Annotated in this window: 19 protein-coding genes and 1 tRNA gene; 11 read left to right on the top strand and 9 right to left on the bottom strand. The window is 69.8% G+C overall.

Annotated features, from left to right (window positions below; genetic code table 11):
• Nucleotides 1-5: 5 nt before the first annotated feature.
• The 3 genes from AC1VNM_RS12960 (at nt 6) to AC1VNM_RS12950 (ending at nt 10,083) form a co-directional block, all read left to right on the top strand.
• Nucleotides 6-8,255 carry a beta strand repeat-containing protein gene (locus AC1VNM_RS12960; protein ID WP_483107189.1) on the top strand — a complete coding sequence of 2,750 codons (8,250 nt, stop codon included), beginning with the start codon at nt 6-8 and terminating at the stop codon, nt 8,253-8,255.
• Between the two features lie 11 nt (nt 8,256-8,266).
• Nucleotides 8,267-9,598 (top strand): hypothetical protein, encoded by a 1,332-nt coding sequence (locus AC1VNM_RS12955; RefSeq protein WP_483107188.1) that lies wholly within the window; start codon nt 8,267-8,269, stop codon nt 9,596-9,598.
• Between the two features lie 101 nt (nt 9,599-9,699).
• Nucleotides 9,700-10,083, top strand: coding sequence for a hypothetical protein (locus AC1VNM_RS12950; protein WP_377152997.1), 384 nt, complete (start codon nt 9,700-9,702; stop codon nt 10,081-10,083).
• A gap of 113 nt (nt 10,084-10,196) precedes the next feature.
• Here the strand turns inward: AC1VNM_RS12950 and AC1VNM_RS12945 are convergent, their stop codons facing one another.
• The 3 genes from AC1VNM_RS12945 to radC form a co-directional block, all read right to left on the bottom strand.
• Nucleotides 10,197-10,886, bottom strand: coding sequence for a hypothetical protein (locus tag AC1VNM_RS12945; RefSeq protein WP_483107187.1), 690 nt, complete (start codon nt 10,884-10,886; stop codon nt 10,197-10,199).
• A gap of 242 nt (nt 10,887-11,128) precedes the next feature.
• Nucleotides 11,129-11,770, bottom strand: coding sequence for a Smr/MutS family protein (locus tag AC1VNM_RS12940; RefSeq protein WP_377153002.1), 642 nt, complete (start codon nt 11,768-11,770; stop codon nt 11,129-11,131).
• On the bottom strand, nt 11,767-12,489 hold the full coding sequence (gene radC, locus AC1VNM_RS12935) for a RadC family protein (RefSeq protein ID WP_483107186.1): 723 nt from the start codon (nt 12,487-12,489) through the stop codon (nt 11,767-11,769). The genes AC1VNM_RS12940 and radC overlap by 4 nt, the downstream gene beginning before the upstream one ends.
• A gap of 73 nt (nt 12,490-12,562) precedes the next feature.
• Between radC and AC1VNM_RS12930 the strand changes: the two genes are divergently transcribed.
• From AC1VNM_RS12930 to AC1VNM_RS12915, 4 genes are all read left to right on the top strand, one after another.
• The gene (locus AC1VNM_RS12930) at nt 12,563-13,009 is read left to right on the top strand and encodes an FKBP-type peptidyl-prolyl cis-trans isomerase (RefSeq protein ID WP_377153006.1); all 447 of its coding nucleotides are present in this window, start codon (nt 12,563-12,565) and stop codon (nt 13,007-13,009) included.
• An 8-nt stretch (nt 13,010-13,017) separates the two neighbouring features.
• Nucleotides 13,018-13,989 (top strand): 4-hydroxy-3-methylbut-2-enyl diphosphate reductase, encoded by a 972-nt coding sequence (ispH, locus tag AC1VNM_RS12925; protein ID WP_483107185.1) that lies wholly within the window; start codon nt 13,018-13,020, stop codon nt 13,987-13,989.
• Nucleotides 13,990-14,131: 142 nt separating this feature from the next.
• Entirely contained in the window at nt 14,132-15,427 is a 1,296-nt protein-coding gene (gene serS, locus AC1VNM_RS12920) for a serine--tRNA ligase (RefSeq protein WP_483107184.1), read from the top strand.
• A gap of 147 nt (nt 15,428-15,574) precedes the next feature.
• Nucleotides 15,575-15,662 (top strand) — tRNA-Ser (locus tag AC1VNM_RS12915).
• A 144-nt stretch (nt 15,663-15,806) separates the two neighbouring features.
• Here the strand turns inward: AC1VNM_RS12915 and AC1VNM_RS12910 are convergent.
• Nucleotides 15,807-16,220, bottom strand: a complete 414-nt coding sequence (locus AC1VNM_RS12910; protein WP_377153013.1) for a response regulator transcription factor — start codon at nt 16,218-16,220, stop codon at nt 15,807-15,809.
• A gap of 203 nt (nt 16,221-16,423) precedes the next feature.
• Here AC1VNM_RS12910 and AC1VNM_RS12905 point away from each other — a divergent pair, with 203 nt between their 5' ends.
• The 4 genes from AC1VNM_RS12905 to AC1VNM_RS12890 all read left to right on the top strand — a co-directional run bounded on the left by AC1VNM_RS12905 (nt 16,424) and on the right by AC1VNM_RS12890 (nt 20,214).
• A complete protein-coding gene (locus tag AC1VNM_RS12905) occupies nt 16,424-17,233 on the top strand; it encodes a substrate-binding periplasmic protein (protein ID WP_483107183.1) in 810 nt (269 codons plus the stop codon).
• A 70-nt stretch (nt 17,234-17,303) separates the two neighbouring features.
• Nucleotides 17,304-18,701 (top strand): FAD-containing oxidoreductase, encoded by a 1,398-nt coding sequence (locus tag AC1VNM_RS12900; protein ID WP_483107182.1) that lies wholly within the window; start codon nt 17,304-17,306, stop codon nt 18,699-18,701.
• Between the two features lie 126 nt (nt 18,702-18,827).
• The gene (locus tag AC1VNM_RS12895; protein WP_483107181.1) at nt 18,828-19,655 is read left to right on the top strand and encodes a glycosyltransferase; all 828 of its coding nucleotides are present in this window, start codon (nt 18,828-18,830) and stop codon (nt 19,653-19,655) included.
• Nucleotides 19,656-19,794: 139 nt separating this feature from the next.
• Nucleotides 19,795-20,214 (top strand): hypothetical protein, encoded by a 420-nt coding sequence (locus AC1VNM_RS12890; protein ID WP_483107180.1) that lies wholly within the window; start codon nt 19,795-19,797, stop codon nt 20,212-20,214.
• A gap of 154 nt (nt 20,215-20,368) precedes the next feature.
• Here AC1VNM_RS12890 and AC1VNM_RS12885 read toward each other — a convergent pair whose 3' ends face one another.
• From AC1VNM_RS12885 to AC1VNM_RS12865, 5 genes are all read right to left on the bottom strand, one after another.
• Entirely contained in the window at nt 20,369-21,256 is an 888-nt protein-coding gene (locus AC1VNM_RS12885; protein WP_483107179.1) for a DMT family transporter, read from the bottom strand.
• Nucleotides 21,246-21,611 (bottom strand): hypothetical protein, encoded by a 366-nt coding sequence (locus tag AC1VNM_RS12880; RefSeq protein WP_483107178.1) that lies wholly within the window; start codon nt 21,609-21,611, stop codon nt 21,246-21,248. Before AC1VNM_RS12880 ends, AC1VNM_RS12885 begins: the two co-directional genes overlap by 11 nt.
• 78 nt (nt 21,612-21,689) lie before the next feature.
• Nucleotides 21,690-23,270, bottom strand: a complete 1,581-nt coding sequence (locus tag AC1VNM_RS12875; protein WP_483107177.1) for an efflux transporter outer membrane subunit — start codon at nt 23,268-23,270, stop codon at nt 21,690-21,692.
• Between the two features lie 79 nt (nt 23,271-23,349).
• Nucleotides 23,350-25,002, bottom strand: a complete 1,653-nt coding sequence (locus tag AC1VNM_RS12870; RefSeq protein ID WP_483107176.1) for a DHA2 family efflux MFS transporter permease subunit — start codon at nt 25,000-25,002, stop codon at nt 23,350-23,352.
• Nucleotides 24,999-26,216: an HlyD family secretion protein gene (locus AC1VNM_RS12865; protein ID WP_483107175.1), complete on the bottom strand. Its 1,218-nt coding sequence runs from the start codon at nt 26,214-26,216 to the stop codon at nt 24,999-25,001. Before AC1VNM_RS12865 ends, AC1VNM_RS12870 begins: the two co-directional genes overlap by 4 nt.
• Nucleotides 26,217-26,222: the final 6 nt, after the last annotated feature.

The following is a 26,222-nucleotide window of genomic DNA, read 5'->3' as shown; positions in this document are numbered from 1 at the left end:
CGACCATGACACGCTCCCCGCACTCCTCCCGCGCCTCGGCGCAGACCCGCCCGCGCCTGACCGCGCTGACCGCCGCCATCCTGGCCGGCCTGATGCCGCTGGCCGGCGCGCAGACGGCGTCACTGCCGGTGCTGCCCGTCCTGCCGAAAGGCGGCAGTGTCAGCGCCGGTCAGGCCACGATCGTCGCGCCGAACGGCAACCGGCTCGACATCCAGCAGAACTCTCAGCGCGCGGTGCTGCGCTGGGACGCGTTCTCGATCGGCGCGGGCGGCGTCGTCAACTTCAACCAGCCCAACGGGCAGGCGGCGACGCTCAACGTCGTCACCGGCCCGCTGGGCTCCGAGATCGCCGGCACGCTGAAGGCCAACGGCAGCGTCTTCCTGATCAACCCGCAGGGCATCGCGATCACGGCGACCGGCCTCGTCGATACGCGGGCCGGTTTCGTCGCCTCGACGCTGGGCCTGTCCGACGACGACTTCATGGCCGGGCGGCTGCGCTTCAACGGCCGCGGCGCCAACGTGCTGAACCAGGGGCGCATCGTCACCGGCGAGGGCGGTCAGGTCGCGCTGCTGGGCGGCCGGGTCGAGAACGACGGCCTGATCCTCGCCCCGCTCGGCAAGGTGGCGCTGGGCAGTGCCTCGGCCGCGACGCTGGACTTCTCCGGCGACGGCTTCCTGCAGGTGATGCTGCCGGCCGACGCGGTCGACGGCGACAGCCGGCCGCTGATCGGCAACGGCGGCCGCATCGAGGCCGGTCTGGTCGCGCTGCGCGCGTCGACGGTGCGCGAGGCCTTGCGCGAAGCGATCCACCTGCCCGGCACGATCCGCGCGACCACGCTCTCCGGCGTCGACGGGTCCATCGTGCTCGACGGCGGGGCCGGCGGCACCGTGCGTGTCGGCGGCACGCTGGATGCGTCCTCGGCGACGGCGGGTGGCGGGCGCATCGACGTCACGGGGCATGACGTGGCCCTTGCCGGCGCAACGCTCGATGCCAGCGGCGCGACGCGCGGCGGCCTGGTGCGTGTCGGCGGATCGTTCCAGGGCGGACGCGCGGACGCGGCGCTGGCGGACACCGACGCGCGCTACCTCGGCCGCTTCGGCGTGCTGCCGCTGCTCGCAGCCGCAGACCGCGTCGGCATCGACGCGGACAGCCGCATCGACGTCGCCGCGCACGGCGCGTCAGGCGTCGGCGGGACCGCGATCGTGTGGAGCGCGAGCGCCACCCGGATGCTGGGTCGACTCGATGCGCACGGCGCGGTCGCGGGCGGCGCGGTGGAGATCTCGTCCGCGTCCACCGTGCAGGCGGTGGCGCTGGACCGGTTGCTGCTGGGCCGCGGCGCGCGGCTGCTGCTGGACCCGCAGGACATCGTCATCGGCGACGCGGCGGCGGCCACGTCGCCCGGCGACATCGGCTTCAACGACAACCCCGGCGGGACGACGACGCTGAATTCCGGCGACCTCGCGTCGCTGCTGGGCGCTGGTGTCAATGTGCGTCTGCAGGCCAGCCAGGACATCACCTGGTCGACCTTCTTCACGGGCATCTCCCGCGGTCCCGGCGGCGCGGCGGCGGGCGACCTGACGCTGGCGGCGGGCCGCTCGGTGATGCTCAGCGGCGCCTTCAGCAACGGCGGCGGCCACTGGACCATCACCGCCAACGACACGGCCGCTCACGGCGTCGTCAACGCGGAGCGCGGCGCCGGGCTCGCTTCGCTCGACCTGAGCAACGCGAACTTCATCACCGACAACGGTCCGCTGACGCTGCTGATGGCCGACGGTGCCGGCAACACCGAACGCAGCGCCGGGGCGTTGCGGCTGGGCGCCTTCGCGGGCGAATCGCTGTCGGCGACGGTGATGCCGACGGCCAGCTCCGGCGGCCCGATGCCGGTGGAGATCGTCATCGGCGGCAACGTCTCGGTCGCCGGCACGGCGACGCTGAGCGGCGCGCTGAAGGTCAGCGGCGGGAGCCGGGTCGAGGGCCATGTCGTGGACTGGACCACCGAGGCCACCGACAGCATCGTCGGCGAAGGCCTGTTCCGCTTCGTCGAGGACGGCATCGTCACGCGTCTGGCGCGCCTGGGCAGCGTCGACGCCACGCGCGTGGCGCTCGGCAACAGCGTCGGCGGCGCGGTCACCCGCGTCTACGGCGATGCCGATCCCGACGCCGAGCACCTCGGCCGCGCGCCGGTGCATCAGGTGGGCGGTCCGGCGGCGACGCTGGACGGGCTGTTCCTGTCCGGCTCGCTGTCGGTCAGCGGTCCCGGCGTGACGGCGGCCGCGGGCAGCGGCACGCTGACCCTGGCGGGCACCGGCGCGGCGGCGTTCGATCCGATGGTCTTCGGCAACTTCTTCGTCGACATGCGCAGCGCCACGCTGCCGCTGACGATCACGCGCCGGACGTTGACACCGACGGTCTCCGCCGGCAACTACGTCTATGGCACGCCGGCGTCGGTCGTGAGCCTGGCGGGCATCGTCAACGGCGACAGCGTCGCGCCGATCGCCACGCTGGGCGGGCAGGGCGGCGTCGTGATGAGCGCCAACGGCGGCGGCTACGGCTTCGGCGAGCGCGTCGGCGCCGGGTCCTGGAACTTCGCGTTGACGGGTCTGGGCGGCACGGCGGCGTCCAACTACGCGATCGACCTGGGCGGCGGCGTGAGCTCGTCCCTCACCATCGCGCCCAAGCCGGTGAGCTTCTTCGTCGGCAACGCGGCGCAGATCTACGGCACCGCGTCGGCGCTGCCGATCTCGGTGCTCACCGGCGTGCTCTCCGGCGACGACGTGAACGGCGTGGTGGGTCTGAGCTCGGGCGGTTCGCCGATTGCGGCGAGCGCGCGCCTGGCGGCGGGCAACTATGCGGCCTCCGTGACCGCGCTGGCCGGTGCCGCGGCGTCGAACTACGTGCTCGCCGTGAGCGGCAACAGCGACGGGGTGTTCCGCGTCGATCCGAAGGCGCTCACCTGGTCGGTGTCGGATATCAGCAGTGTCTATGGCACGCTGGCCACGCTCGGCGTCTCCAGCTTGGGCGGGGTGCTCTCGGGTGACGTCGTGACGGGCATCGTCGCGTCGAGCGCCGACGGCAGCACGCCGTTCTCGCTGGCCCCGAACACGCGCGCCGGCACCTATGCGGAGATCGTGACCGGCCTGAGCGGCGCGCAGGCGGGCAACTACACGCTGGCCTCCGGCGGCAATGCGCCGGGACGGCTCGTCGTCGCGCCCAAGACGATCACCTACGTCGGCGGCAGCCTCGAGCAGATCTACGGCCAGACGTTGCAGACGCCGGCGCTCGTCGGCCTGCTGCCGGGGGACGCCGTGGTCGGCACGGAGCGCTTCGACGTCATCGAGCCCCGCGCGGCCATCGGCAGTTCCTCGGCATGGCCCGTGGGTCACTACGTCACCAGCGTGGCCGGCCTCACCGGCGCCGACGCCGGCAACTACGTCATCGCCGGCAGCGGCAACTCGGCGCTGGACATCATCGTCAAGCCCAAGCCGCTGACCTATGTGGCGACCGGCGGCGGCAATGTCTACGGCGCCTCGCCTGTCGCGAGCAGACCCGTGCTGAGCGGCATCGTCGGCTCGGACGAGGTCGAGGCCCTGCCGAGGATCGACATCGGCGGCAATCCGCAATCCCTGTCGGCGTCCACGCGCGCCGGCACGTACACGTTCGGCGCGACGACCGCCTCGCTGACCGGCGCGGCCGCCGGCAACTATGTGATCGCGACGAGCGGCAATGCGCCGGCGAGCTGGATCGTCTCGCCCAAAACGCTGAGCTGGAGCGTGTCCGCCGGCAGCGCGATCTACGGCGACATGCCCACCGTCGCAGGCAACGCCACCTTGCTCGCCGGCGTGCTGCCGGGCGACAGCGTCGGCGCGCTGTTGACGGCGCTGGACGGCGGCGGCGCCGTGGTGGCGCGGCCGACCGTGGGCGGCACCTGGTGGGCGGGCGTCAGCGCGCTCACCGGCGCGGACGCGGGCAACTACACGCTGGCCGGCACCGGCAACGCCGTCGGCGCGCTGACGGTGACGCCGCGGCCGGTGAGCTTCTCGACGGCCAACGCGAGCTCGGTCTACGGCAACCTTGCCACGCTGGGCGCGGTGACGCTGGGCAACGTGCTCGCGGGCGACACGGTCGGCTACACGACGGCGCTGCTGTCCGGCGCCACGCCGGTCGCGCTGACCGATCGCACGCATGCCGGCGTCTACACGGAGGCGGTCACCGCCATCACCGGCAACCCGAACTACGTGCTGGCGACCGCCGGCAACACGGCCGGCGCGCTGACCGTGCAGCCGCGTCCGATCAGCTACATCGCGCAGGACGCGACGGGCACCTACGGCACCGCGGCGACGATCGGCGCCGCGTCGCTGCTGGGCGTGCTGTCCGGCGACTCGGTGAGCGCCGGTCCCGCCGCGCTGCTGGCCACCGGCACCGCGCCGACCGACCGGACGGGCGCGGGCCGCTGGACGCTGGGCCTGCGCAGCCTGGCCGGCGCGGACGCGTCCAACTACGTGACGACGGACGTCGGCTCGACGACGGCCACGTTGACCGTCGCGCCCAAGCTCGTGACCGTCACCGTCGACGGCTACTTCCAGAACGTCCGATACGGCACGATCGCGCCGGACGGCACGTTCTCCACCTTCAATCCGACCTACGGCATGGTCGGCTCGGACCTGCCGATCGCGCGAGGGGCCGTCAACGGCGTGCTGGCGGGGGACCAGGTTTCGGTCGTCACGAGCGTCTCGTCGATGCCGCGCTCCAGCAGCGGCGCGCTCAACGTCGGCACCTACACGATGACCGGCACCGGCCTGACCGGCGCCGACGCGGGCAACTACGTGATGGCCGGCACCGGCAACCGGGGCGCGACGCTCACGGTGAGCCCGATCGCGATCACCGGATCCGCCTGGCTGCAGGGGCCGAACAGCCTCGCCAACCTGTCCACCTACGGCAGCTCGGACCTGTACAGCTTCCGGTCCTCGTTGTCGAGCGAGCTGAGGCCCGGCGACCAGGTGTCCGTCAACGCCTGGCTGACGCTGCCCGGCGGCAACGTCACGACGGCGCCCGCGCGACTGCCGGTGGGCAGCTACCCCACCAGCGGTGCGCTGCAAGGCGCCGATGCGGGCAACTACACGCTGCGGCCGTCGTTCGGCGACTTCGTCGTGCGGCCGAAGCCGGTCACCGTCACGACCCCCGACACGACCTCCACCTACGGCGACGTGCCGCGGATGCCGACCAGCAGCGTCAACGGCGTGCTGTCGGGCGACCAGGTCGCCGCGCTGACCAGCCTCTTCGATCCGGTGAGCTTGTGGGAACGGACGCCGGCGGGCCGGTACCCGGTCCGTGTCGACGGACTGGGCGGCGCGGACGCCGCGAACTACACGATCGCCCCCGGCAACCTGATACTGCCTGGTCTGCCCACGTCCAACACGGGCTACGTCAACGTCCTGAAGCGCGAGATCGGTCGCTCGCTGGACAGCGGCAGCCTGGACATCCTCTACGGCAGCGGCCTGCCGGCACTGCACCTGACCACCGGGATCCTCCCGGGCGACGAGGTCAACCTGGGGACGGTGGCCGTCGCCACACAGTTGCAGGGACGGACCGTCGGTCCGGGCTTCGAGTATGCGATCGACGACAAGCTCAACGTCGGCAGCTACCTCTACGTCGCGCGGCTCTCGGGACGCGACGCGGCGAACTACTACACGGCCAGCGGCTCCACCGGCATCGCCGTGATCACCGTCGCGCCCAAGCCGGTCACCGTCTCCATCGACGCGATCAGCACCGTCTACGGCACCTACGTCGCGCCGGCGGTGTCGGTGTCGGGACTGATCCGCAACGACGCCCTGTGGGTGAAGCCCGATTTCCACGTCGTCAACACCGCGGGCGAGATCAACTACGGCGAACGCACCGCCGCCGGGGACTACCTGCAGGTGGTGCTCGGCCTGAAGCAGGTGGGCCGCCCGGACACCGTCATCGACCTCAGCAAGAACTATCGCTTCGTCTCGACGGATGGCGCGACGGCACCGTTGAGCATCGCCCGCAAATCGCTGGTCTTCACGCCGGCGACCGTGGCGAGCGTGTATGGCGATCCGGCCCGGCTAGGCGCGCTGACGGGCGTGCTGGCCGGCGACGACGTCGGCGTGCGCGTCGATGCCGGCGGCGACTTGCAGAGCCAGGCGGTCGGCAAGGGCAACGATCCGCTGATCTATGCGCCGCGGTTGGACGCCGGCGGCCACGGCTGGACCGGCTCGTTGACCGGCACGCAGAACGGCAACTATGCGGTGAGCCTCCTCGGCGGGACCTTGACCGTCGCGCCGCGGCCGGTGACCTACGGCATCGTCTCGACGGGCTATACCTACGGCGGGTACACGAGCAACTGCTCCCGAAGCGGTTGCACGCCCTGGGCAGTGTTCGGCGACGGCGTGAACCTCGGCAGGCCGACCTTCGTGAACGTGCTGCCGGGCGACGCGATCGACGGCACGATCGGATTGGTCGATTTCGCGGGCAACGCACTGGCGGCGGATCGCTACACCCACGCGGGCCAGTACTTCAAGGTCGTGACCGGTCTGACCGGTCCGGCGGCGAAGAACTACCGTGTGGCCGACAGCGGCAGTCTGCCGGGCCTGCTGACCATCAGCCCGATGCCGCTGAGCTACAGCGTGACGAGCGCGATCTACTTCAACCAGTTGGTCGGCTCGCCGGGCATCGCCACGCTGCGCGGGCCGGACGGCCCCTTCAGCGGCCCGGACGTCCAGCCGGTGGTGACCGCCTACGATCCGCAGGGCAAGCCCGTGAAGGACCTCAGCCAACTGGTGCCGGGGCGATATGTCTTCCGCGTCACCGGCCTGGCCGGCGCTGACGCGAGGGATTTCCAGATCATCGGTCCGGGCTACAGCGGACTGCCCTACACCGTCAGCGAGCCCGGGACCCTGGACGTGTTCACGTCGGCGATGCTGGGCGGCAGCTTCAGCGACACGGCGCAGCAGATCCCGACGATCCCGCCGCTGCCGCAGCCCGCGCCCACCGTGGTGCCGCCGCCGCTGAGCGGTTGGGTCCACAGCGGCAAGACGGGCCAGACCGAGGACTTCGGCCGCAACATCACCGGGACGGGCGTTGCCGGCGACGTGACGATCGGACCGCGAGGCGGCGGTGTCAGCGGCTCGGCCAGCGGCGTCGTGGAGACCGGCGTGGCGATCGGCGGCGTCGACCTGTCGACGCAGGCCAGCGGCGAGATCAGCGGCCTGGCTAAGTTCGGCATCACCGGCGTGAAGCTGGAGGCCAACGCCAGCGGCCACGTCGACGTGACCATCACCAGCGGCCCCGGCTACGTCACCGTCGGGGCGCAGGGCGAGGCGTATGTGATCGGGAACCTCGGCCGCAACGGCGTGCAGATCGGCGCCGAGGCGCGCGCGGGCGTGACCGCGCAGACGGGCGTGAGCGGCAACATCAGCGGCCTGGGCGATGCGCGGCTGAACACGACAGTGAGCACCTTCGTCTTCGCCCGCGCCGACGAGCAGTACACGCTCCGCGACGGCCGCGTGGTGCAGCGCTTCGACAACGCGGTCGGCGTCGGCTCCTCGGTCGGCGTCGCCGCCGGGGTGACGGGCAGCACCGGCTCGGTCGGCGGCGGCGCCACGGTCTACACGCCGGGATCGATCGGTGGCACCTTCAATTACTCGATCGGCATCTCGGACGGCGCGATCAGCGTGTCGCTGGACCTGGGCGCGCAGCTGGGCTTCGGCGGGCTGGGCTTGTCGCTGAACTTCTCGATCAATCCGATGGGTCTCGCGGAGGCGATGACCGACAACGTCGTGGGTCGCACGGTGCTCGGCGTCTTCGGCATGAATCACAGCGAGCCCGACAACCATTACTCGGCGGCCGATTCCAGGTACGCCGCGTCGATCACCGATGCGGCGGCGCGCTTCAAGTACCTGGACGAGAACGCCCGCTGGCGTGATCGCCCGTGGAACTATCTCTACGACGAAGGGGTCCGCAAGACCTGGGACAGCATGCAGGCCTTCTACAACAGCTACAGCTCGATGATCAACCGCACGCAGGCGCTGATCAAGAAGGAACAGACCGACCAGGCCACGTTCCTGAACCTGCTCCGGACCAATCCGCAAGCTGCCGTCGACATGGCCCACAACTCCGACTTCGCGGGCGCCAATCAGCGCGAGGAAGCCGCGCTGCGCGGCATGGCCGCGGGCATGGGCGTCCAGCTGGCGGTGGTGGACGGCAAGGTCACCTACGTCTCTCCGACCGGCCGTTGAGGATCATTCGAATGAACTTCCTTTTCCGATTCTCCCGACTCTCCCGAACCCTGCGCCTGCGGGCCGGCGTGGCCGGAGTCGCCGCCGCGGCGGCGATGGCCTCGGTCGTTCCCGCCGCGTGCGCCGCCGACATGCCCTTTGAAATCTCGCTCACCGGTCAACCGACCCGTTATCTCGTCGAGGGCCGTCCCTATGCGATCACCGGTCACGGCGAAGCGCGCTTCGGCATGAGCCTCGCGGAAGTCCGCGCCGTGGTCGCGCGTGAGTATTCCGAGACCGTGTCGCCGCCGCGGGAGTACGTCGATCCCGACAGCGGCGGCGTCGACCTGCTGGTGCGGGTCGCCGCGCTGCCGCGTGTGCCGGCGCCGACGCCGGTGCTGCTGCGCTACCGCTTCGGCGCGGCCAGCGCGCGACTGGTTGCGATCGATGTGGAGTGGACCACCGACGGGCCGTCGACGCCGGCGCAGCGCGCGGGGCTCGTCGAGGCGGCCCGCGCCGTCGGCGCCACGATGGCCGGCTGGCGCTGGCCGCCGTTGGCGACGCGGCGCGGTCATCTGCTGCCGGACGGGACGCTGATCGTGTTCTCGGGCAAGGACTTCGAAGGCGCGGGCGCGGAGATCCGGCTGCTGGGGGCGGACGTGGACGTGGAGGCGCGCGAGCGCACCGCGACCTCGCCGGCACGGGCGCGCGAGCATCGCGTCGCATCGGCGGGGCCGTCGCAGCTACGCCTGCGGGTGGTCGCGAACGTCGACCGGCCCGATCCCTATCCCGCGATGGATCCCGCCGCGGCCGCCGCGTCGACGGCGGCCGCGGGCGCGTACCGGGTCTCGGGCTTCCGCTCCGCGCTGTTCGGCATGGACGAGGCAGGCCTGCGCGGTGCGATCCAGCGCGATTTCAAGGCGGCCCCGGAGGCGATCCGTGTCGTCGAGGACCCGAAGGCGGGCAAGCGCGCGCTGGTACTGCGCCTCGACCAGCTGGAGCCCGGCCCGGTGCCGGCGACCGTGACCTACATCCTGGACCAGGCATCGGGACGGCTGACCCACGTCAACGTGGTGTGGACGACCGACGCCGCGCCCGACGAGGCGCTGCGCCTGCGCATGGTGGACGCGGGCGGGCAACTGGCCCGCGCGTTCCAGCAACTGGGCTGGCGGCCGGGCACGACCGTGTCGCGGATGGAGGCGGACAACCGGCAGGCGCTGCTGTTCGCCGGCGTCGACGCGCAGGGTGGGGCGCTGGAACTGCGGATCTCCGGGGTGCCGATGCAGCGCGCGGGACAGGCGCCGGTCGTGCCCGAAGGTCCCGCCGTCCTGCGCGCGGCGTTCTACGCCACCGTCGGGAAATGATGTAAACGGTGCCTGCAGCGTGCATATCTGACACAGCCGCCCCTCCAGGCGGGGGAGTCGATGAACACGGCCGCACGGCTTCGTCTACCGTCCGATCCATCATGTACACGCTGCTCCACGACGATGAGGTCGGCATCGAAGCCAATCCCGACCTGATGCATGTCCGGATCGACGACGGCCGCCTCTGGCTGTCCGACGATGCCCGGGAAGACATCGAGGTCTGCGCCGGCTACTGCCCGGACACCGACAGCCCCATCCAGATGCTGAACTTCCTGCGCGCGGCCTGCGTGCGGTTGCAGCATGTGGACATGGATGGCGAGGAGGCGGAGCACGCCTTCATGTCGTTCTGCGTGCTCAAGGGCCTGGAGCACGCGATCGAGACTCACTGGCAAGGCGCCGAGTCGGTCGGCGAGTTCCGCCCCGAGCGGCTGCTGATGGCGTTCACGACGCCTGTGTCTCCCTACGGCAGCCTGATGCTCCACTGAAGCCGTCGCCCGGAAGGGTGAAGCGCTGAACGCATGAAGAAAAACGCCGGCCACGCAATGCGCGTGCCGGCGTTTTTGTCATTTCAGCCTCTGCGCGAAGCCAGCTTGGGATGTCAGTCCATGCGGAAGGCGAAGTCCTGCTGGAAGCGGTGCTCGCCCGAGCAGACGTAGCGCGACTTCAGCGTGCCCTCGATGGCGTTGGAGAACGCGCGGCGGGTGCGGGCATCCATCGATCCGCCGAGCGTCTGCAGCTGCACGGCGACGACGCGGCCGCCCTGCACCTCAGCCACGGCACGGAACACCGCTTCACCGGTCCAGTTCACTGCGGGCATCTCCGGCGCCGCCATCTGCGTACAGATCGCGCCAGGCGTCTTGAGGGTGGTGGGCGGGGTTGTCCGGGTGGGGACCACCTCTTGCTTCGCGCCGGGGTCCGTCCCCTCTGACGGCGTGGATGTCCTGCCGTCGGTCACGCCCACGGCGACGATGACCGGCTCTTTCGTCTGAGTGATGTCCACCGGAGGAATCGGTACCTCGACCATGCGCGGGGTCTGGATCGTCGGCTCGGGGATGTGCAGCGGCTCGGCGGGTTTGGGCTTGTCCTCGGGTTCGACGATCGTCTTCAACTTGATGAGCGGCGGCGCCTCGACGGCGTGGCGCTGGAAGCCCTTCACCAGGGCCCCAACCATCAGCAGGTGGACGAGGCCGACCAGGATGAGGCCGGTGGTGCGGGCATTTGGAGCGCGCATCCGGCCGCGGATGCGGGCGGCGGTGGCAAGAGCCGGAAAGGTCGGCGACGTGGACATCGACATGCGTGTTCCCTCCCCATCGAAACGATGGCTGCGTGGTTGCGGAGACTCAATTTGTTGAGAACGGTTCTCGACTACGCCGGCATGTCCGCAGACTAGCCACGCGGGCACGGCGATGCAATCGCGTGTTCCGGAAAACAACGCGAAGCGGGGGAGGGGAAAGCCCGTGTGGGCGAGGGACGGGGAGAGCGGCGACGCTCGGTGGTTGCTCCCTCGTGAGGGGGACCCGGCGGGAGGGGTCAGGTCGCGTTCAGCAGGACCATCAACGCGCCGCTGCCGCCATCACTGGCGCGGGCCTGGACGAAGGCCAGGACTTCCTGCTTCTGTACCAGCCAGCGGCGCACGCGCGCCTTCAGCACGGGTTCGCGCCCCGGCGAGCCGTTGCCCTTGCCGTGGACCACGCGCACGCAGCGCAGGCCACGCCGGGCGCTGTCGTGGATGAAGTGGCCCAGCGCCTCGCGCGCCTGATCGCGGCGCAGACCGTGCAGGTCGATCTGCGCCTGCAGCGACCAATGGCCGCGTCTGAGCTTGCGCACGGATTCGGCCGAGATCTCCGGTCGGCGGAAGGACAGCGTCTCATCCGTCTCCAGCAGCGAATCGACGTCGAAATCGTCCGACAGCGCCTGCTTCCAGGCCATCTGCTCGTCGAGTTCGCGCTGGCGGGGTTCCGGCTCAGGTCTGCCGAGGTTCAGGATCACACGGTTGGTGTCGGGCAGCGGCACGACCATGCCGACGGTGCGCTCGAAGATGCGGGCTTCCTCGTCGCGCAGGCGGGCCAGCGCGGCCTCGCGCTCGCGGCGCTCTTCCTCCGCGCGTTGGCGGAGCTTCAGTTCTCGGTGCAGCGTCTGCAGGTCTTGCAGGCTGCGCAGTCGGTCGGTCACAGCAGGCCCAGGTCGGTCAACGAAGCAGGCTGGCCCGCACCGACGATGAAATGGTCCAGGACCTTCACGTCGATGAGCGCCAGCGACTCGATCATCGCGCGGGTCAACTGGACGTCCTGCGGCGACGGATCGGTACGTCCCGAAGGGTGGTTGTGAACCAGGATCACCGCGGCGGCGTCCAGGATCAGCGCGCGTTTCACCACCTCCCGGGGGTATGCAATGGTATGGGAAAGGGTGCCGTGGAACAGCGTCTCCAGGGCGATCAGCCGATGCTGGGTGTCCAGGAACATCACGGCGAAGCATTCGGCGCTCTTGCCGTCGTACTCGAGGCGCAGGTAGTCGCGGACGGCTTCAGCCGATTCGAAGACCGGGCCGTCGCCGAGTGCGTGGCGGAATGAGCGCCGCGTGATCTCCAGCACCGCCAGCAGCATGCTTCGCTTCGATGGCCCCAGCCCCTTGATGCCCGCAAGCGCGTGGGCGGGGTCATTCAGCAGGCACTTGAAACCGCCGCATCGGTCGAGCACGTCGCGCGCGAACGTCAGGACCGGGCGACCGGGTAGGCCTGTACGGAGCACGATGGCCAGCAACTCAGCGTCGGAGAGGGTGGAAGCGCCCTGCGCGAGCAGCTTCTCCCGTGGGCGAGCCTCGGGTGGCAGCGCGGCGATGACCGACGTGACAGAGGGCCTGGGCAAGGCGATCGGGGCGGCGAGAACGGTCATGAGGAGACTCGGAGGAAGGATCGTGGCGCTCCAGCCTAAAATCATGCCTCGATTCCCAAAATCCCCCTGACTAGTGAACCTCGTTCAACCAGGATCCTTCCTGACCCTGCATTACCGGCTGAGCGGGCCGGACGGCCAGGACTTGATCAACACCTTCGCCGACAAGCTGCCGGCTACGCTGACGCTGGGCGCCGGCGAGTTGGCGCCTGCGATCGAGGCGCGCCTGGTCGGCCTGGCCGAGGGCACGCACACCCGCGTCGAGCTGGCGCCGGGCGAGGCCTTCGGCGAGCGCAACCCCGAGCTGCTGCAGCGCGTGAAGCGCGCGCTGATGCGCCAGCTGGGCGATCCGGACGAGGAGTACCACGTCGGCGACGTCGTGCAGTTCCCGACGCCGGATGGCCAGGGCCAGTACGCCGGCGTGGTGCGCGAGCTGGGCGAGGACTGGTTGCTGTTCGACTTCAATCACCCGTTGGCGGGACAGCCCGTCAGCTTCGAGGTGCAGCTGATCGGGGTGCTGTGATGACGGCCATGGACGTGAACATGAAGGACATCGTGCTGGCCGAGCCGCGCGGCTTCTGCGCCGGCGTGGACCGCGCGATCGAGATTGTCGAGCGCGCGCTGAAGAAGTTCGGCGCGCCGATCTACGTGCGGCACGAGATCGTGCACAACACCTACGTCGTCAACGACCTGAAGGCCAAGGGCGCGATCTTCATCGAGGACCTGGCCGAGGTGCCGCCCGGCGCGACGCTGGTGTTCTCGGCCCATGGCGTCAGCCAGGCGGTGCGCAAGGAAGCCCAGGAGCGCGGCTTCCAGATCTTCGACGCGACCTGCCCGCTGGTGACCAAGGTCCACGTCGAGGTGGCCAAGCTGCATCGCGAGGGCTACGAATTCATCATGATCGGCCACAAGGGGCACCCCGAGGTCGAAGGCACGATGGGCCAGCTCAGCGACGGGATCTATCTCGTCGAGGAAGTCTCGGATGTGCCGCACGTGCGCGTCAAGGATCCGAGCCGGCTGGCGGTGGTCACGCAGACGACGCTGAGCGTCGACGACGCCGCCGAGATCCTGCGCGCCGTGAAGAAGCATTTCCCCGAAGTCCGCGAGCCGAAGAAGCAGGACATCTGCTACGCCACGCAGAACCGGCAGGATGCCGTCAAGGTGATGGCGCCGCAGGTGGATGTGGTGGTGGTGGTCGGCAGCCCGACCAGCTCCAACAGCAACCGCCTGCGCGAGCTGGCGGAGCGCCTGGGCACGCCGGCCTACATGGTCGATGCCGCCGAGGACGTGCAGGCCGAATGGCTGGAAGGTCGCTCGAAGGTGGGCCTCACCGCAGGGGCCTCCGCGCCGGACGTGCTGGTGCAGGCCGTGATCTCGCGCCTGCGCGAGCTGGGCGCGACGACCGTGCGCACGCTCCCGGGCGTCGAGGAGCACGTGCGCTTCCCGCTGCCGATGGGGCTGGGCGACAAGTCGATGGCCGAGGTCACCAGCGGCCGATCTTGATCGTCGCGTTCCCTCTTCGGAGGGGCGCCGCCAAGTTCCGGACGAGCTCCCTGTCGAGCTCCCGCTGACAGACACTCCCCAATGCATCGCTGACGTCCCCTGAAGAGGGCCGCCGTCGGCGCAGAACACGAAAGACAACACCATGCTGGACATCACCCTGCTGCGCAAGGATCTGGACGCCGTCATCGAGCGCCTTCAACAGCGCAAGAGCCCTCAACCGTACCTGGACGTCGAGCGCTTCAAGACGCTGGAGACCGACCGCAAGCAGGTGCAGATCCGCACGGAGGAACTGCAGGCCAAGCGCAACCAGCTGTCCAAGCAGGTCGGCATGCTGAAGGGCAAGGGCGAAGACGCCAGCGCGGTGATGGCCGAAGTCGCCGGCATCGCCGACGAGCTGAAGGCCGGCGCCGAGAAGCTGGACCTGATCCAGGTCGAGCTCAACACGATGCTGATGAGCGTCCCCAACCTGCCCGACACCAGCGTGCCGGCGGGCGCGGACGAGACCGGCAACGTGGAGGTGCGCCGCTGGGGCCAGCCGCGCGAGTTCGACTTCGCGGTCAAGGACCACGTCGACCTCGGCGCGCCGCTGGGCCTGGACTTCGAACTCGGCGCCAAGCTGTCGGGCTCGCGATTCGCCTTCCTGAAGGGTCCGGTCGCTCGCCTGCACCGCGCGCTCGCGCAGTTCATGCTCGACATGCAGACGCAGGAGCACGGCTACACCGAGTGCTACACGCCCTACATCGTCAACCGCGAGATCCTCGAAGGCACGGGCCAACTGCCCAAGTTCAAGGAAGACATGTTCTGGGTCCTGCGCGGCGGTGACGACGAACAGAGCGAGCAGTACCTGATCTCGACCTCGGAGATCTCGCTGACCAACTCGGTCCGTGAGAGCGTCCTCTCGGTCGATGAACTGCCGGTGAAGCTGACGGCGCACAGCCCGTGCTTCCGCTCGGAGGCCGGCTCGGCCGGTCGCGACACGCGAGGCATGATCCGCCAGCATCAGTTCGACAAGGTCGAGATGGTCCGCATCGAGCAGCCCGAGCACAGCATGGCCGCGTTGGAAGAGATGACCGGCCACGCCGAAGCCGTGCTGCAGAAGCTCGGCCTGCCGTACCGCACCGTGCTGCTGTGCGCGGGCGACATGGGCTTCGGCTCCGTCAAGACCTATGACCTGGAGGTGTGGCTGCCGGCGCAGAACACCTACCGCGAGATCAGCTCGTGCTCGAACATGGGTGCGTTCCAGGCCCGTCGCATGCAGGCGCGTTTCAAGACTGCGCAGGGCAAGAACGAGCTGGTGCACACGCTGAACGGCTCGGGTCTGGCGGTGGGCCGCACGTTGGTCGCGGTGCTGGAGAACTACCAGCAGGCCGACGGCAGCATCACGGTGCCGGAAGCGCTGCGTCCTTACCTCGGCGGCAAGGACGTGCTGAAGGCCTGAGCTGGCTGGTAGGGCGGGGAGAGCGGCCGCTGAAGCGGCCGCCGACGCGTCTTTCGCACAAGCTCACGCGAGTTCTTGCCAAGGCCTCAAAAACCTCGCTATACTCTTAGGCTTAGTCGCTAACAACCACAGCGATCACCGAATTCCGGAGAGGTGGCAGAGTGGTTGAATGTACCTGACTCGAAATCAGGCGGACGGAAACGTCTCGGGGGTTCGAATCCCCCCCTCTCCTCCAAAATAGCTTGTTAGATTAAGCACTTAGAAAACCCGCCCAGAGCGGGTTTTCTTTTGTCCGCGTGAATTGATTGGAGTTTCCACAACTCCGCGGCGTAACTCGCCGGCACCGATTCCCGAATCGCCAGCGAGGGCGATGGCGGCCTCAGCGCATATGCAGCGAACTCAAGCTCATGGGCCGGCTCGCCGCCAGTCGTGGGGCCTCGGCCAGCACGTTCAGGTCGGCCAGGAACTGCTCGAACTCGCGGCCCTTGTCGTAGAAGGCGTTGGCGCCGCTTTGCACGCACAGCGGTCCATAGATCTCCGACTCGCGGTTGCTGAGGACCAAGATGGTCCCGCCGAAGCCGGCCAGGCGCAGCTTGCGCAGCACCTCCAGCCCGGAGCCCGAGGCCAGCGCCAGGTCCAGCACCACGACGTGCGGGCGCGTCAGTCCGACGGTGCACAGCGCCTCCGCCTCGGTGGCGGCAAGGCCGACGACCGACAGGAAGGGCTGTTCCTTCAGTGTCGCCAACAGATGCTTGCGGACCAGCGGGGAGTCTTCGACAAGAACGACTTTCATGTATCAATTTTGCGCTTTTAAAATTGACAGAACCATGTGGAAAACCGAACGGTTGCGCTACCACGTGACATTCTCTGGACGTCGTCGATGACAAGCCCCCATCCGGGGGCGTCGCCGAAGGAGGTGCCGTCCCTGCCTTGTGGCTCCGGGGAGCCAGGCGCACACTGGACCGAACCCCCACCGCGATGGCTCGCAACGAGGCAATGAATCCATCCGGCCCGTCCGCCGATCGAGGGCCCCGCCGTCGCTCCGTCGTGGGCGGCCTGGCGCTCGCCTGGGGGGCCTCCGTGTGGGGAAGTCCCCGACCCCGCGTGCTGCGCGCGCTGGTGGAATCCTGGCCGCCTTATCTCGTGCCCGGCACCGACGGGAGCGTGCGCGGCCTCGATGCGGAGCTGCTGCAGGCGATCTGCACGCAGGCGGGTTACGAGCTGAACTGGATCCGCGGCTCGGCGCAATGGCGCAAGCGGCGCTTCCGCGAGTTGCTGAACGACCAGTTCGATGTGATCTTCTCGGCGACGCCGGTGCCCGGTCGGGGCCGGATCGTCATGTACAGCCGAACCTATCGGAACGAGGCCTTCATGGTCGCGGCGGCGGACCGCCGCGATCCCCGGCTCGATGGGCTGAAGGGCTTCGAGCAGGTGCTCCAGCGTCGCATCCCGTTGCTGCACGTGGACGCGCTCGGCCTCGGTGCCGACTTCGAGGAGTGGCGCAAGCGCCTCTCCGACGCAGGCCTCCTGCTCCCTTACCAGACCACGCGCCAGGGCGTCGACATGCTGCAGCTCGGACGCGCGTCGTTGATCCTCGGCGACGACCTGGACGTCCATGCGCAGGCGCGCGCCTCGGGCGTGCGCCTGCTGCGGCAGCCTTTCGGGCACAGCGTGCAGCCCGTGTGCCTGATGCTGAGCCGCCGTCGGCTCGACGAGCGCGACCTGGCGCGCATCGACCAGGCGATCCAGGTGTTGGAGCAGCGGGGCGCACTCGCCGCGATCCGGCGGCGCCACGGCGCGACCTGAGCGGGATGACACCGCATCGCCGCCTGACGATGGCAGACTCGGCGACGACCCCCTTTCCTGGAGCGTTGCCGTGAGTGAATCCCTTGAGTCCCCCGACGCCTTCGACGCCATCGTCATCGGCGCCGGCCAGGCCGGCCCCGCGCTGGCTGAGCGTATGTCGCAGGCCGGCTGGCGCGTCGCCGTCATCGAGCGCTCGCGCGTCGGCGGCACCTGCGTCAACACCGGCTGCATCCCGACCAAGGCAATGGTCGCCAGCGCCCATGCCGCCTGGGTCGTGCGCGAAGCCGCGCGCTGGGGCGTACGGGCGCCGGCGCAGTCCGGCGTCGATCTGCCCGCCGTCATCGCGCGCAAGGAGCGGATCTCCGGCCAGTCGCGCCAGAACGTCGAGCAATGGCTGCGCGGCATGGACAAGGTCGAGCTCGTCATGGGCCACGCGCGCTTCGAGGATCCGCACACCGTCAGCGTCGACGGACGGCGCCTGCGCGCCGAGCGCTTCTTCATCAACGTCGGCGGCCGCCCCGCGCAGCCGGGTGTCGAGGGCCTGGACTCGGTGCCCTGGCTGACCAACGCGTCGATCATGAAACTCGACGAACTGCCCAGGCACCTGGTCGTCGTGGGCGGCAGCTACATCGGGCTGGAGTTCGCGCAGATGTTCCGGCGCTTCGGATCCGAGGTGACCGTCGTGCAGCGCGGCCCGCGGCTGGTGCCGCGCGAGGATGCCGATGTCTCCGAGGCCCTGCGCGGCATCCTTGAACGCGAAGGCCTGACCATCCGCACCGGCGCCGAATGCGTGAAGCTGGCGCCGGCCGAGGAGGGCGTCGCCGTGCGGGTGAACTGCCAGACCGGCGAGCCCGAGGTGCGCGGCAGCCACGTGCTGATCGCCACCGGCCGCAAGCCCAACACGGACGACCTGGGCCTGGACCGCGCCGGCGTGCGCGTGGACGAGCGCGGCAACATCGTCGTGGACGACCAATTACGCAGCAGCGTGCCGCACATCTGGGCGCTCGGCGATTGCAACGGCCGCGGCGCGTTCACGCACACGTCCTGGAACGACTTCGAAGTCACCGCGGCGAACCTCTTCGACGGCGCCGTGCGCGGCGTCGGCGATCGCGTCGTGACCTACGCGCTGTACACCGATCCGCCATTGGCGCGCATCGGTCTGGGCGAGCAGGAAGTGCGAGCCAGCGGCCGTCCCGCGCTGATCGGCACGCGGCCGATGGCGCGCGTCGGCCGTGCGATCGAGAAGGGCGAGACCGAGGGCTTCATCAAGATCCTCGTCGATGCCGAATCGAAGGCGATCCTCGGCGCGATGGTGCTCGGCGTCGACGGCGACGAAGCGGTGCAATCGCTGCTCGACGTCATCGCGTCGAAGCGGCCGTACACCGACGTCACCGCCGGCGGTGTGCGCATCCACCCGACGGTGAGCGAACTTCTGCCCACGGTGCTGCAGTCGTTGAAGCCGCTGTGAGTCGCCGCTGATGCGCCGCTGATGCGCGGTTGATGCGCGGTTGATGGGTCGCGAGGACGGAGCCCCCGTCGGGTATGGGCCTTGCCATGCGTGCTCACCGCATGGTGCGGCTTCAAGAGGCTCGCGATGGACCGTCCTGCACAACGACGCCCCGGCATCACGCCGACGCTCTCCGCCGTGACGACGGCGAACCCCGCGCCGTCGCTACATGTCGTCGAGATCATCGGTGCCGTCCCGCCGGACGAAGCAGCGGACGATGACGCTTCGCTGACCTCGGCGTCGGACCGAGTCGGCGCCACGCAACTGGTGGCGCGGCTCGTGGAGCGGCTGGGCAGCAGCGGCAACGTCCGCTTCACCGTCGTGTGCCCGGCGGACGGGCCGTACGCGGAACGGCTGCGCGGACTGGGGGCGGACATCGTGATCGTCGCCATGCCCGATGACCCCCCGTGGCACGCGATCCAGGTCCTCATCGGGCTGATCCGCAACAAGCAGGCGGCGGTGCTTCATGCGCATCTGCCGAACGCGCATCGCCTCGCCGGCCTGGCCGGAGGCATCACGCGCACGCCGGTACTCGCCACGGTGCAGGGCGTTCAGCTGGACATGCCCGATCTGGAAGTGCATCGCCTGATCGCGAGCCAGCTCAGCGTGGTCACCGAGGCGAGCTACTTCCACGCGCTGGGGCTGGGTCTCTCGCCGGACCGCATCAGCCTCGACCCCTTCGACGCGCAGGCCGACGACGAGACGGCGCAGAACAGCCTTGATGCGATCGGGCAGCGGCTGCGATCGCTCGCGGCACCGGCGGAGTTACGTGGCGCGGCGCAGGCCCGCGCGCTCGTTCAACCGCTGGCGCAGGACGTCGTTGCTCCGGTCACCACCGGTGCGCCGGTCGCGATCCGCGCGGTGCTCGATGAACTCGAGCCTTCACCCGCGCAGACCGCGACGTTCAAGGGGTGATCGGCAAGCGGCGCGGGCATCGGGATTGCCAGTCTTCTCTTGCAAGGGTGCTGTGATGGTTCGAGATGCGATACGACGCCATCCGGACCACGCGGGGCCCCCGGCAAGACCTCAATCCACAGCTTCCAGGAGATCCACCATGAACCCCCGTTCCAAGATCACCACCGTGGCAATGGCGATTGCGCTGGCTTCCGGCGTCGGCTTCCTTCACGCCCAGAGTGGCGGCCAGGGCGGCAGCTCCGGCTCCGTCGGCGCGCGCGACCAGACCAATGATCCGCTGTCCAACAACAACAACCAGGGCAAGGCGCCGCCCGCCACCCCGGCAGCCAATCCGAGCACGGGCCAGCCCGCGACCGCCACGGACATGCAGAACAGCCAGCCGGCCACCAGCAGCCAGAACAACGGCAACAACACCACGACCGAGCAGCGTCAGGACCCCAACGTCCGCACGCAGACGGACCCGATGCCGATGAGCGCGCCGAGCGCCGGTACCTCCTCGACGGATACGTCGACGACGAACACCGACAGCACGCTGCCGGCCCGCGCCGACCGCAACTGATCCCGCTGTCATCACCGCGCGAGGCGGCCCGAGGGGCCGCCTTTTTCATGGGCGCGGCGGTCGTTGCGCGACCCCGCCGTACGTTCGACGGCAGCGAGATTGCCGCGCTGCCTTGCCAGCGCCTTGAACGCTGCCTGAAGCTGCTTGAACGCTTTCAGCGCGCCCGGCGCGCAAGCCACACGCCGATCGCGACCAGTGCCATGCCGGCCATGGCGAGTCCGGTCAGCGTCTCCCCGAACAGCGCCCAGGCGATCAATGCGGTCGTCGGCGGGGTCAGGTAGAAGAGACTGGCGACGTTGACCGCGCTGCCGCGACGGATCAGCACGTTCAGCAGACTGACCGCGCCCAGCGACAACACCAGCACCAGCCACGCCATCGCGAACACGAACTGGCCGGTCCAGTGCACCTCCATCGTTTCGGTTGCCGCCGCGAGCGCGCCGGTGACGAGCAGGCTGGGCACGAACTGGATGATCGAGCCGGTGCGCAGGTCGAAGGACGGACAGAACTTCTTCTGGTAGAGCGTGCCGGCGGTAATGCCGATCAAGGCGATCACGGCCGGCAACAGCATCGTCAGCAGCGCGTTGCCGGGCACCGCCGCGATCTTCTGCGCGACGACGAGTCCGACGCCGAGGAAGCCCAGCGCCAGACCCAGCCATTGCATCCGGTCGATGCGTTCGCCGAGGAACGCCCGCGCGCCGAGTGCCGTGACCAACGGCTGCAGGCCGACGACCAGGGCGGTGATGCCCGCCGGCAGTCCATGCGCGATCGCGGTGAACACGCCGCCCAGATAGACGCCATGCACCAGCAGGCCGGTCACCGCGATGTGCCCGCACGCGGCCATCGAGCGCGGCCAGGGCGCGCGCAGCACCAGCACCACGGGCAGCATCAGCGCGATGACGGCGGCATAACGCCACGCGAGGAAGGTCAGCGGCTCCGCGTCCGGCAGGCCGAACTTCGCGCCGATGAAGCCGGTGCTCCAGACGGCGACGAAGAGCAGCGGCAGCAGGCCGCCGGCCGAATGACGGGCCGGGTCAGCCGGCATCCAGTTCAACCTGATCGAGGTTGCAGATCGCGCCGTTGCCGCCTGGTTGCTGATACGAGACACGGTGGATCCGCTTTCCGGCCAGATGCGCCGCGAGCAGCGTCGCGTAGAGCCCCTTCTTCTCTGCGGAGATGTAGGCGACGTCGTACATGCACTGCTGGCCGAATGGCTCCTTGAAGTTCACGTAATACCCGGTCCCTTGTGCCGCCAGGAGTTTGATGTTCTTGAAGTTCTCCGTGAAAGTCGGAACCGACTGAGCCGCCAGGGGCGGTGTGGCGCCAAGGATGGCGGTGATGGCCACGGCCAAGGCGGCCATCCTGGTAAGACGCTTGCGAGCGTCGCTGCGGGTCTGCATGGTGATCTCCCTCAATGAAGCGGGCGATTCTCGCAAATCGGCACGCCGCGCAACCAGGCATGCGCCGCGCTTGCGGAACTACTGCACCTGGCCTCGGGTCAGCGTCGGAGCGAGCCGGGCCGTCGTCTGAGACGAAGGGACCGGTTGAGTGTCGGGCGCGGCCATGACCGGCGCGTCCCAGCCGCCGCCGAACGCGCGGAACGCGGACACGGCCGCGCGGGCGTGGTTCGCGTCCAGCTGCGCGAGCTGGTCGCGCGCGGCGAGCAGCAGGCGATCTTCCTGCAGCACTTCGATCAGGCTGGCGGCGCCGCCCTTGTAGGCGTCCTCGGCCGCGTCGCGCGCGACCTGGTGCGCGCGGACCTCCTGCGCGAGGTCGCCGCGTTGCTGCTCGAGCTCCGAGAGCTTGACGATGGCGTTCTCGACATCCTCGGTCGCGCGCAGCATGCGCTGGCGCACCTGCGCGAGCGCTTCGGCCCGTGCGCCGCGTGCCTGCGCGACCTCGGCGTCGACGCGGCCGAAGTCGAACAACCGCCAGTGCAATCCGAGCAGGGCCTGCGGCTGGAAGGCCTCCGAGCTGAACAGTCCACCATGCAGGCTCGACGCGCCGAGCACGCCGCCCAGCGTCAGGCGAGGGTAGTACTCGGCCGTCGCCACGCCGATGCGGGCCTGGCTGGCGTCGAGCTGGCGCTCGGCGGCGATGACGTCGGGACGACGGCGCATCAACGTCGCGGGCGTGAGATCGCCCGGCAGCGACGGCACGCGATACGTCGAGGACAGCGAGGACGTCGAGGGCCGCGAAAGCGTCTGCGAGGTCGACATCAGCTTCGCCGCATAGGTGCCGGCCTGCTCGCCCATCAGCACGTCCAGGCGATGCTGCTGCTGCGCGAGCTCTGTCCGCAATGGCGGCAGCGTGCCGCGCGCCTGCAGTTGCAGCGCCTGCGCCTCGGCGACTTCGCGCTGCGCGGCGAGCCCACCCTTGAAGCGATCCTGGATCAGTTGCAGCAATTGCGACTGCGTGCGCAGATGGGCCTCGGCGACCTCGATGCGGGCTTGCGCGCCGCGCACGCGGAAGTAGGCGTCGGCGGCTTCCGCGGCGACGGTCACGCGGGCACCCAGCCGCGCAGCCTCGGCGGCCTGCCATTCCGCGACGGCCGCGGCCTCACCCTGGCGCAGGCCGCCGGCGAGGTCCGCTTCCCAGCTCGCGCCGACGCCCAGCGTCTGCAGGGTCTGATTGCGGTCGTAGCCGGGAAAGCCGTGCGCGAGCGAGCCTTCAGGGCTCTTCAGCGACTGGCGCTGGCTCAGCAACTGTCCCTGGACAGCGCCCTGAGGCAGCCGCAGCGCGCCGGCGCCTTGCGCCGCGGCGCGCGCCTGCTCGACCCGCGCCAGCGCGATGGCGAGGTCCAGGTTCTGATCCAGCGCGCGCTGCACGATGGCCGTCAACGCGGGATCGTCGAAGTCCTGCCACCAGGTGCCGAGCGTGGCCGACGCGGCGCCGTTCTGATGCTGTGCGATCAGGGCCTGACCGGCGAAGCGATCGTCGAGCGCGCGGGGGCGCTCCCCGGCGCCCGGCATCTGGGCGCAGGCGACGAGGAAGGCCGCGAGCGCGAGCGGCGCGAGCCGGGCCAGCGGGCGGAGGGAGGCGGAATGCAGGAGCGTCATGGCGGGTCTCCTAGGGAATCGAAGGGTTCGGAGCGAGTGAGGGCGGTGGGTCGTCGGCATCAGCGCGGATCGCTGCGCATCAATGCGCATCGGCGGAGGGCGCGGCCGGCGGCGCGATCTTGCGCAGCATCGGCACGAACACCAGCGCGACGACGAAGCAGCCCATCACGATGAGGAAGGCGTCGGCGAAGGTCATCGTCAGCGCCTCGCGGTAGGTCAGCGACCAGAGCTGGCGCAGCGCGGCGGTGGCCGCATCGCTCGACGGCATCGAGGCCGACAGCGACGAGCCCACCGAGGCCAGCAACTGCGTCATCGACTCGTTGCTGGTGTTCAGGTGCTCGGCCAGACGCTGGAAGTGCAGGTTGGTGCGGTCGTTGAGGATGGTCGCGCAGGCCGCGATGCCGATGGCGCCGCCGAGGTTGCGCATCAGGTTGAACAGCCCCGACGCCAGCTTGAGCCGCGACGGCGGCAGCGCCCCGAGCGCCAGCGTCACCACCGGCGGCACGCAGAGCTGCTGGCCCATGCCGCGCAGCGCCTGCGGCAGCAGCAGCTGGGACGATCCCCAGTCATGCGTGATCGGCGCGAACTCCCACATCGAGATCGCGAAGAGCGAGAGCCCGGCGAAGAGGATCCAGCGCAGGTCGAAGCGGCTGGCGAGGAAGGCGTAGAGCGGGATCGACATCACCTGGAACACGCCGGTCGAGAACACGGCCAGGCCGATGTCGAGCGCGCCGTAGCCGCGCACGCGGCCGAGGAACAGCGGCGTCAGGTAGATGGTCGCGAAGATGCCGATGCCGGTGATGAAGGAGAACAGGCTGCCCAGCGCGAAGTTGCGGTCCTTGAGCGCGCGCAGGTCGACGATGGGATGGGGATGCGTCAGGCTGCGGGCGATGAAGGCGACGCCCGTCACGCCGGCGATCCACGCGGTGGCGACGATGGTCGAGTCGCTGAACCAGTTCCAGCGCGGCCCTTCCTCGAGCGTGTATTCCAGGCAGCCCAGGAACACCGCGAGCAGCACCATCGACAGGTAGTCGGCGCCCTTCATCATGGCGAGGTTGGGCTTGTCGACGCGCACCATCAGCGGCACGACGACGGTGACGACCAGGCCCGGCAGCAGGTTGATGTAGAAGAGCCACTGCCACGACAGGACGTCGGTGATGTAGCCGCCGACGACGGGACCGAGCGTCGGCGCGAGCGAGGCGATCGCGCCGATGGTGGAGGCGGCGATCACGCGCTGCTTGCCGCTGAAATACAGGAAGGCCGTGGTGAAGACCATCGGGATCATCGAGCCGCCGAGGAAGCCCTGCAGCGCGCGGAAGGCGATCATGCTCTGAATGTTCCAGGCCAGGCCGCACAGCAGGCTGGCGATCGTGAAGCCTAGTGCCGAGGCGGCGAAGAGCCAGCGCGTGGACATCACGCTGGCGAGCCAGCCCGATAGCGGGATCACGATGATCTCGGCGATCAGGTAGCTGGTCTGCACCCAGGTGGTGTCGTCCGCGCCGGCCGAGAGACCGCCGCCGATGTCGCGCAGCGAGGCCGACACGATCTGGATGTCCAGCAGCGCGATGAACATGCCGACGCACATCGTCGCGAAGGCCAGCACCTTGTCGCGCGTCGTCAACTGGTCGATGGGGATGACGATGTCGGACCAGAAGGGCGGGCGCTTGCGCGAGGGGGCCGCCGTGTCCGCGGGCGCCCCGGCGCCCGGCGTGGCGGGGAGGGCGGTGCTCATTGCACGCTCGCCGTGGCCGTGGCCGTGGCCGTGGCCGTGGTCGCCTTGGCGGCGCTCGCGGTGGGGGCCGCGCTGGCGTTCTTGGTGCCTGCGCCGGCGTGGTTGGTGTCGATCTCGACGACGACGGACAGCCCGGGGCGCAGGCGGCCGAGGCGATCGTCGGCGGGATCGAGCTGGATGCGCACCGGCACGCGCTGGACGATCTTCGTGAAGTTGCCGGTGGCGTTCTCGGCGGGCAGCACGCTGAACTGCGAGCCGGTCGCCGGTGCGAGGCTGCCGAGCGTGCCATGCAGCACGACGCCGGGCCAGGCGTCCGCGCGGATGTTCACCGGCTGGCCGGTGGTCATGCGCGCGAGCTGGTCTTCCTTGAAGTTCGCGTCGACCCACAGGCCTTGTGCGGGGACCACCGACAGCAGCGGCGTGCCGACGCCAACGTAGGTGCCGAGCCGCGCCTTGCGGTTGCCGATGTAGCCGTCGCGCGGCGCGCGCAGCTCGGTGTAGCCGAGGTTGAGCTGGGCGATGTCGCGTTCGGCCTTGGCCTGGTCGAGCGCGGCCTGCGCCTGGCGTTTCTGCGTGGCGATCACGTCGAGCTGGCGCTCGGCCGCCTGCTGCTCGGCGCGGGCGCGGGCGGAGCCGGCCTGCGCGGTCTTGAAGTTCGCCTCGGCGCGTTGGCTGCTTTCGACCGACACGGCCGCGCGACCGACCAGGTCCTTGTAGCGCGCGAAGTCGTCGCGGGCGCGCTGTTCCTCGGCCGAGGCGGCGTCGATGCCGGCGCGGGCCTTCGCGATCACGGCCTGCTGCAGCGCGGCGGCCGCGCCCAGGTTGGCGATCGCGGCGTCCTGCGCCTCGACCGCGCCGATGGCGCGCTGCAGCGCGGCCTGGTAGTCGCGGCTGTCGATGCGGGCGAGCAGGTCGCCGGCGTGGACGAACTGGTTGTCGGTGACCGGCAATTCGGTGATGTAGCCGGTGACCTTCGCGCCGATCACGGTCACGTCGCCGCCGACATAGGCGTCGTCCGTCTCTTCATGGAAGCGGCCCACCGTCCACCAGTGCGCGCCGTACGCGCCGGCCCCGAGCACGACGGCGGTCAGCACCGCCCATTTCAGCGAGGCGCGGCCGAGGGACCTGCGCGGCGTGGCGTCGGGCGCGACCGTCGCGGGGGTTGCCGCGGCTGTCGTGGCTGCGGGGGAGACAGAAGGCGTTGAAGCGGTCATGGAAGG

Source organism: Mitsuaria sp. MSU3D (assembly GCF_056867975.1).
Note: the sequence above shows the minus strand (reverse complement) of the source record. Positions and strands in the feature narration are given on the sequence as shown.

Excerpts from the sequence above, each read along its gene's own strand:
- AC1VNM_RS12865 (WP_483107175.1), bottom strand. The coding sequence starts at position 26,216 with ATGACCGCTTCAACGCCTTCTGTCTCCCCCGCAGCCACGACAGCCGCG.
- AC1VNM_RS12870 (WP_483107176.1), bottom strand. The coding sequence starts at position 25,002 with ATGAGCACCGCCCTCCCCGCCACGCCGGGCGCCGGGGCGCCCGCGGAC.
- AC1VNM_RS12875 (WP_483107177.1), bottom strand. The coding sequence starts at position 23,270 with ATGACGCTCCTGCATTCCGCCTCCCTCCGCCCGCTGGCCCGGCTCGCG.
- AC1VNM_RS12905 (WP_483107183.1), top strand. The coding sequence starts at position 16,424 with ATGAATCCATCCGGCCCGTCCGCCGATCGAGGGCCCCGCCGTCGCTCC.
- AC1VNM_RS12955 (WP_483107188.1), top strand. The coding sequence starts at position 8,267 with ATGAACTTCCTTTTCCGATTCTCCCGACTCTCCCGAACCCTGCGCCTG.
- AC1VNM_RS12960 (WP_483107189.1), top strand. The coding sequence starts at position 6 with ATGACACGCTCCCCGCACTCCTCCCGCGCCTCGGCGCAGACCCGCCCG.
- AC1VNM_RS12880 (WP_483107178.1), bottom strand. The coding sequence starts at position 21,611 with ATGCAGACCCGCAGCGACGCTCGCAAGCGTCTTACCAGGATGGCCGCC.
- serS (WP_483107184.1), top strand. The coding sequence starts at position 14,132 with ATGCTGGACATCACCCTGCTGCGCAAGGATCTGGACGCCGTCATCGAG.
- AC1VNM_RS12895 (WP_483107181.1), top strand. The coding sequence starts at position 18,828 with ATGGACCGTCCTGCACAACGACGCCCCGGCATCACGCCGACGCTCTCC.
- ispH (WP_483107185.1), top strand. The coding sequence starts at position 13,018 with ATGGACGTGAACATGAAGGACATCGTGCTGGCCGAGCCGCGCGGCTTC.
- AC1VNM_RS12950 (WP_377152997.1), top strand. The coding sequence starts at position 9,700 with ATGTACACGCTGCTCCACGACGATGAGGTCGGCATCGAAGCCAATCCC.
- AC1VNM_RS12945 (WP_483107187.1), bottom strand. The coding sequence starts at position 10,886 with ATGTCCACGTCGCCGACCTTTCCGGCTCTTGCCACCGCCGCCCGCATC.
- AC1VNM_RS12890 (WP_483107180.1), top strand. The coding sequence starts at position 19,795 with ATGAACCCCCGTTCCAAGATCACCACCGTGGCAATGGCGATTGCGCTG.
- radC (WP_483107186.1), bottom strand. The coding sequence starts at position 12,489 with ATGACCGTTCTCGCCGCCCCGATCGCCTTGCCCAGGCCCTCTGTCACG.
- AC1VNM_RS12910 (WP_377153013.1), bottom strand. The coding sequence starts at position 16,220 with ATGAAAGTCGTTCTTGTCGAAGACTCCCCGCTGGTCCGCAAGCATCTG.
- AC1VNM_RS12885 (WP_483107179.1), bottom strand. The coding sequence starts at position 21,256 with ATGCCGGCTGACCCGGCCCGTCATTCGGCCGGCGGCCTGCTGCCGCTG.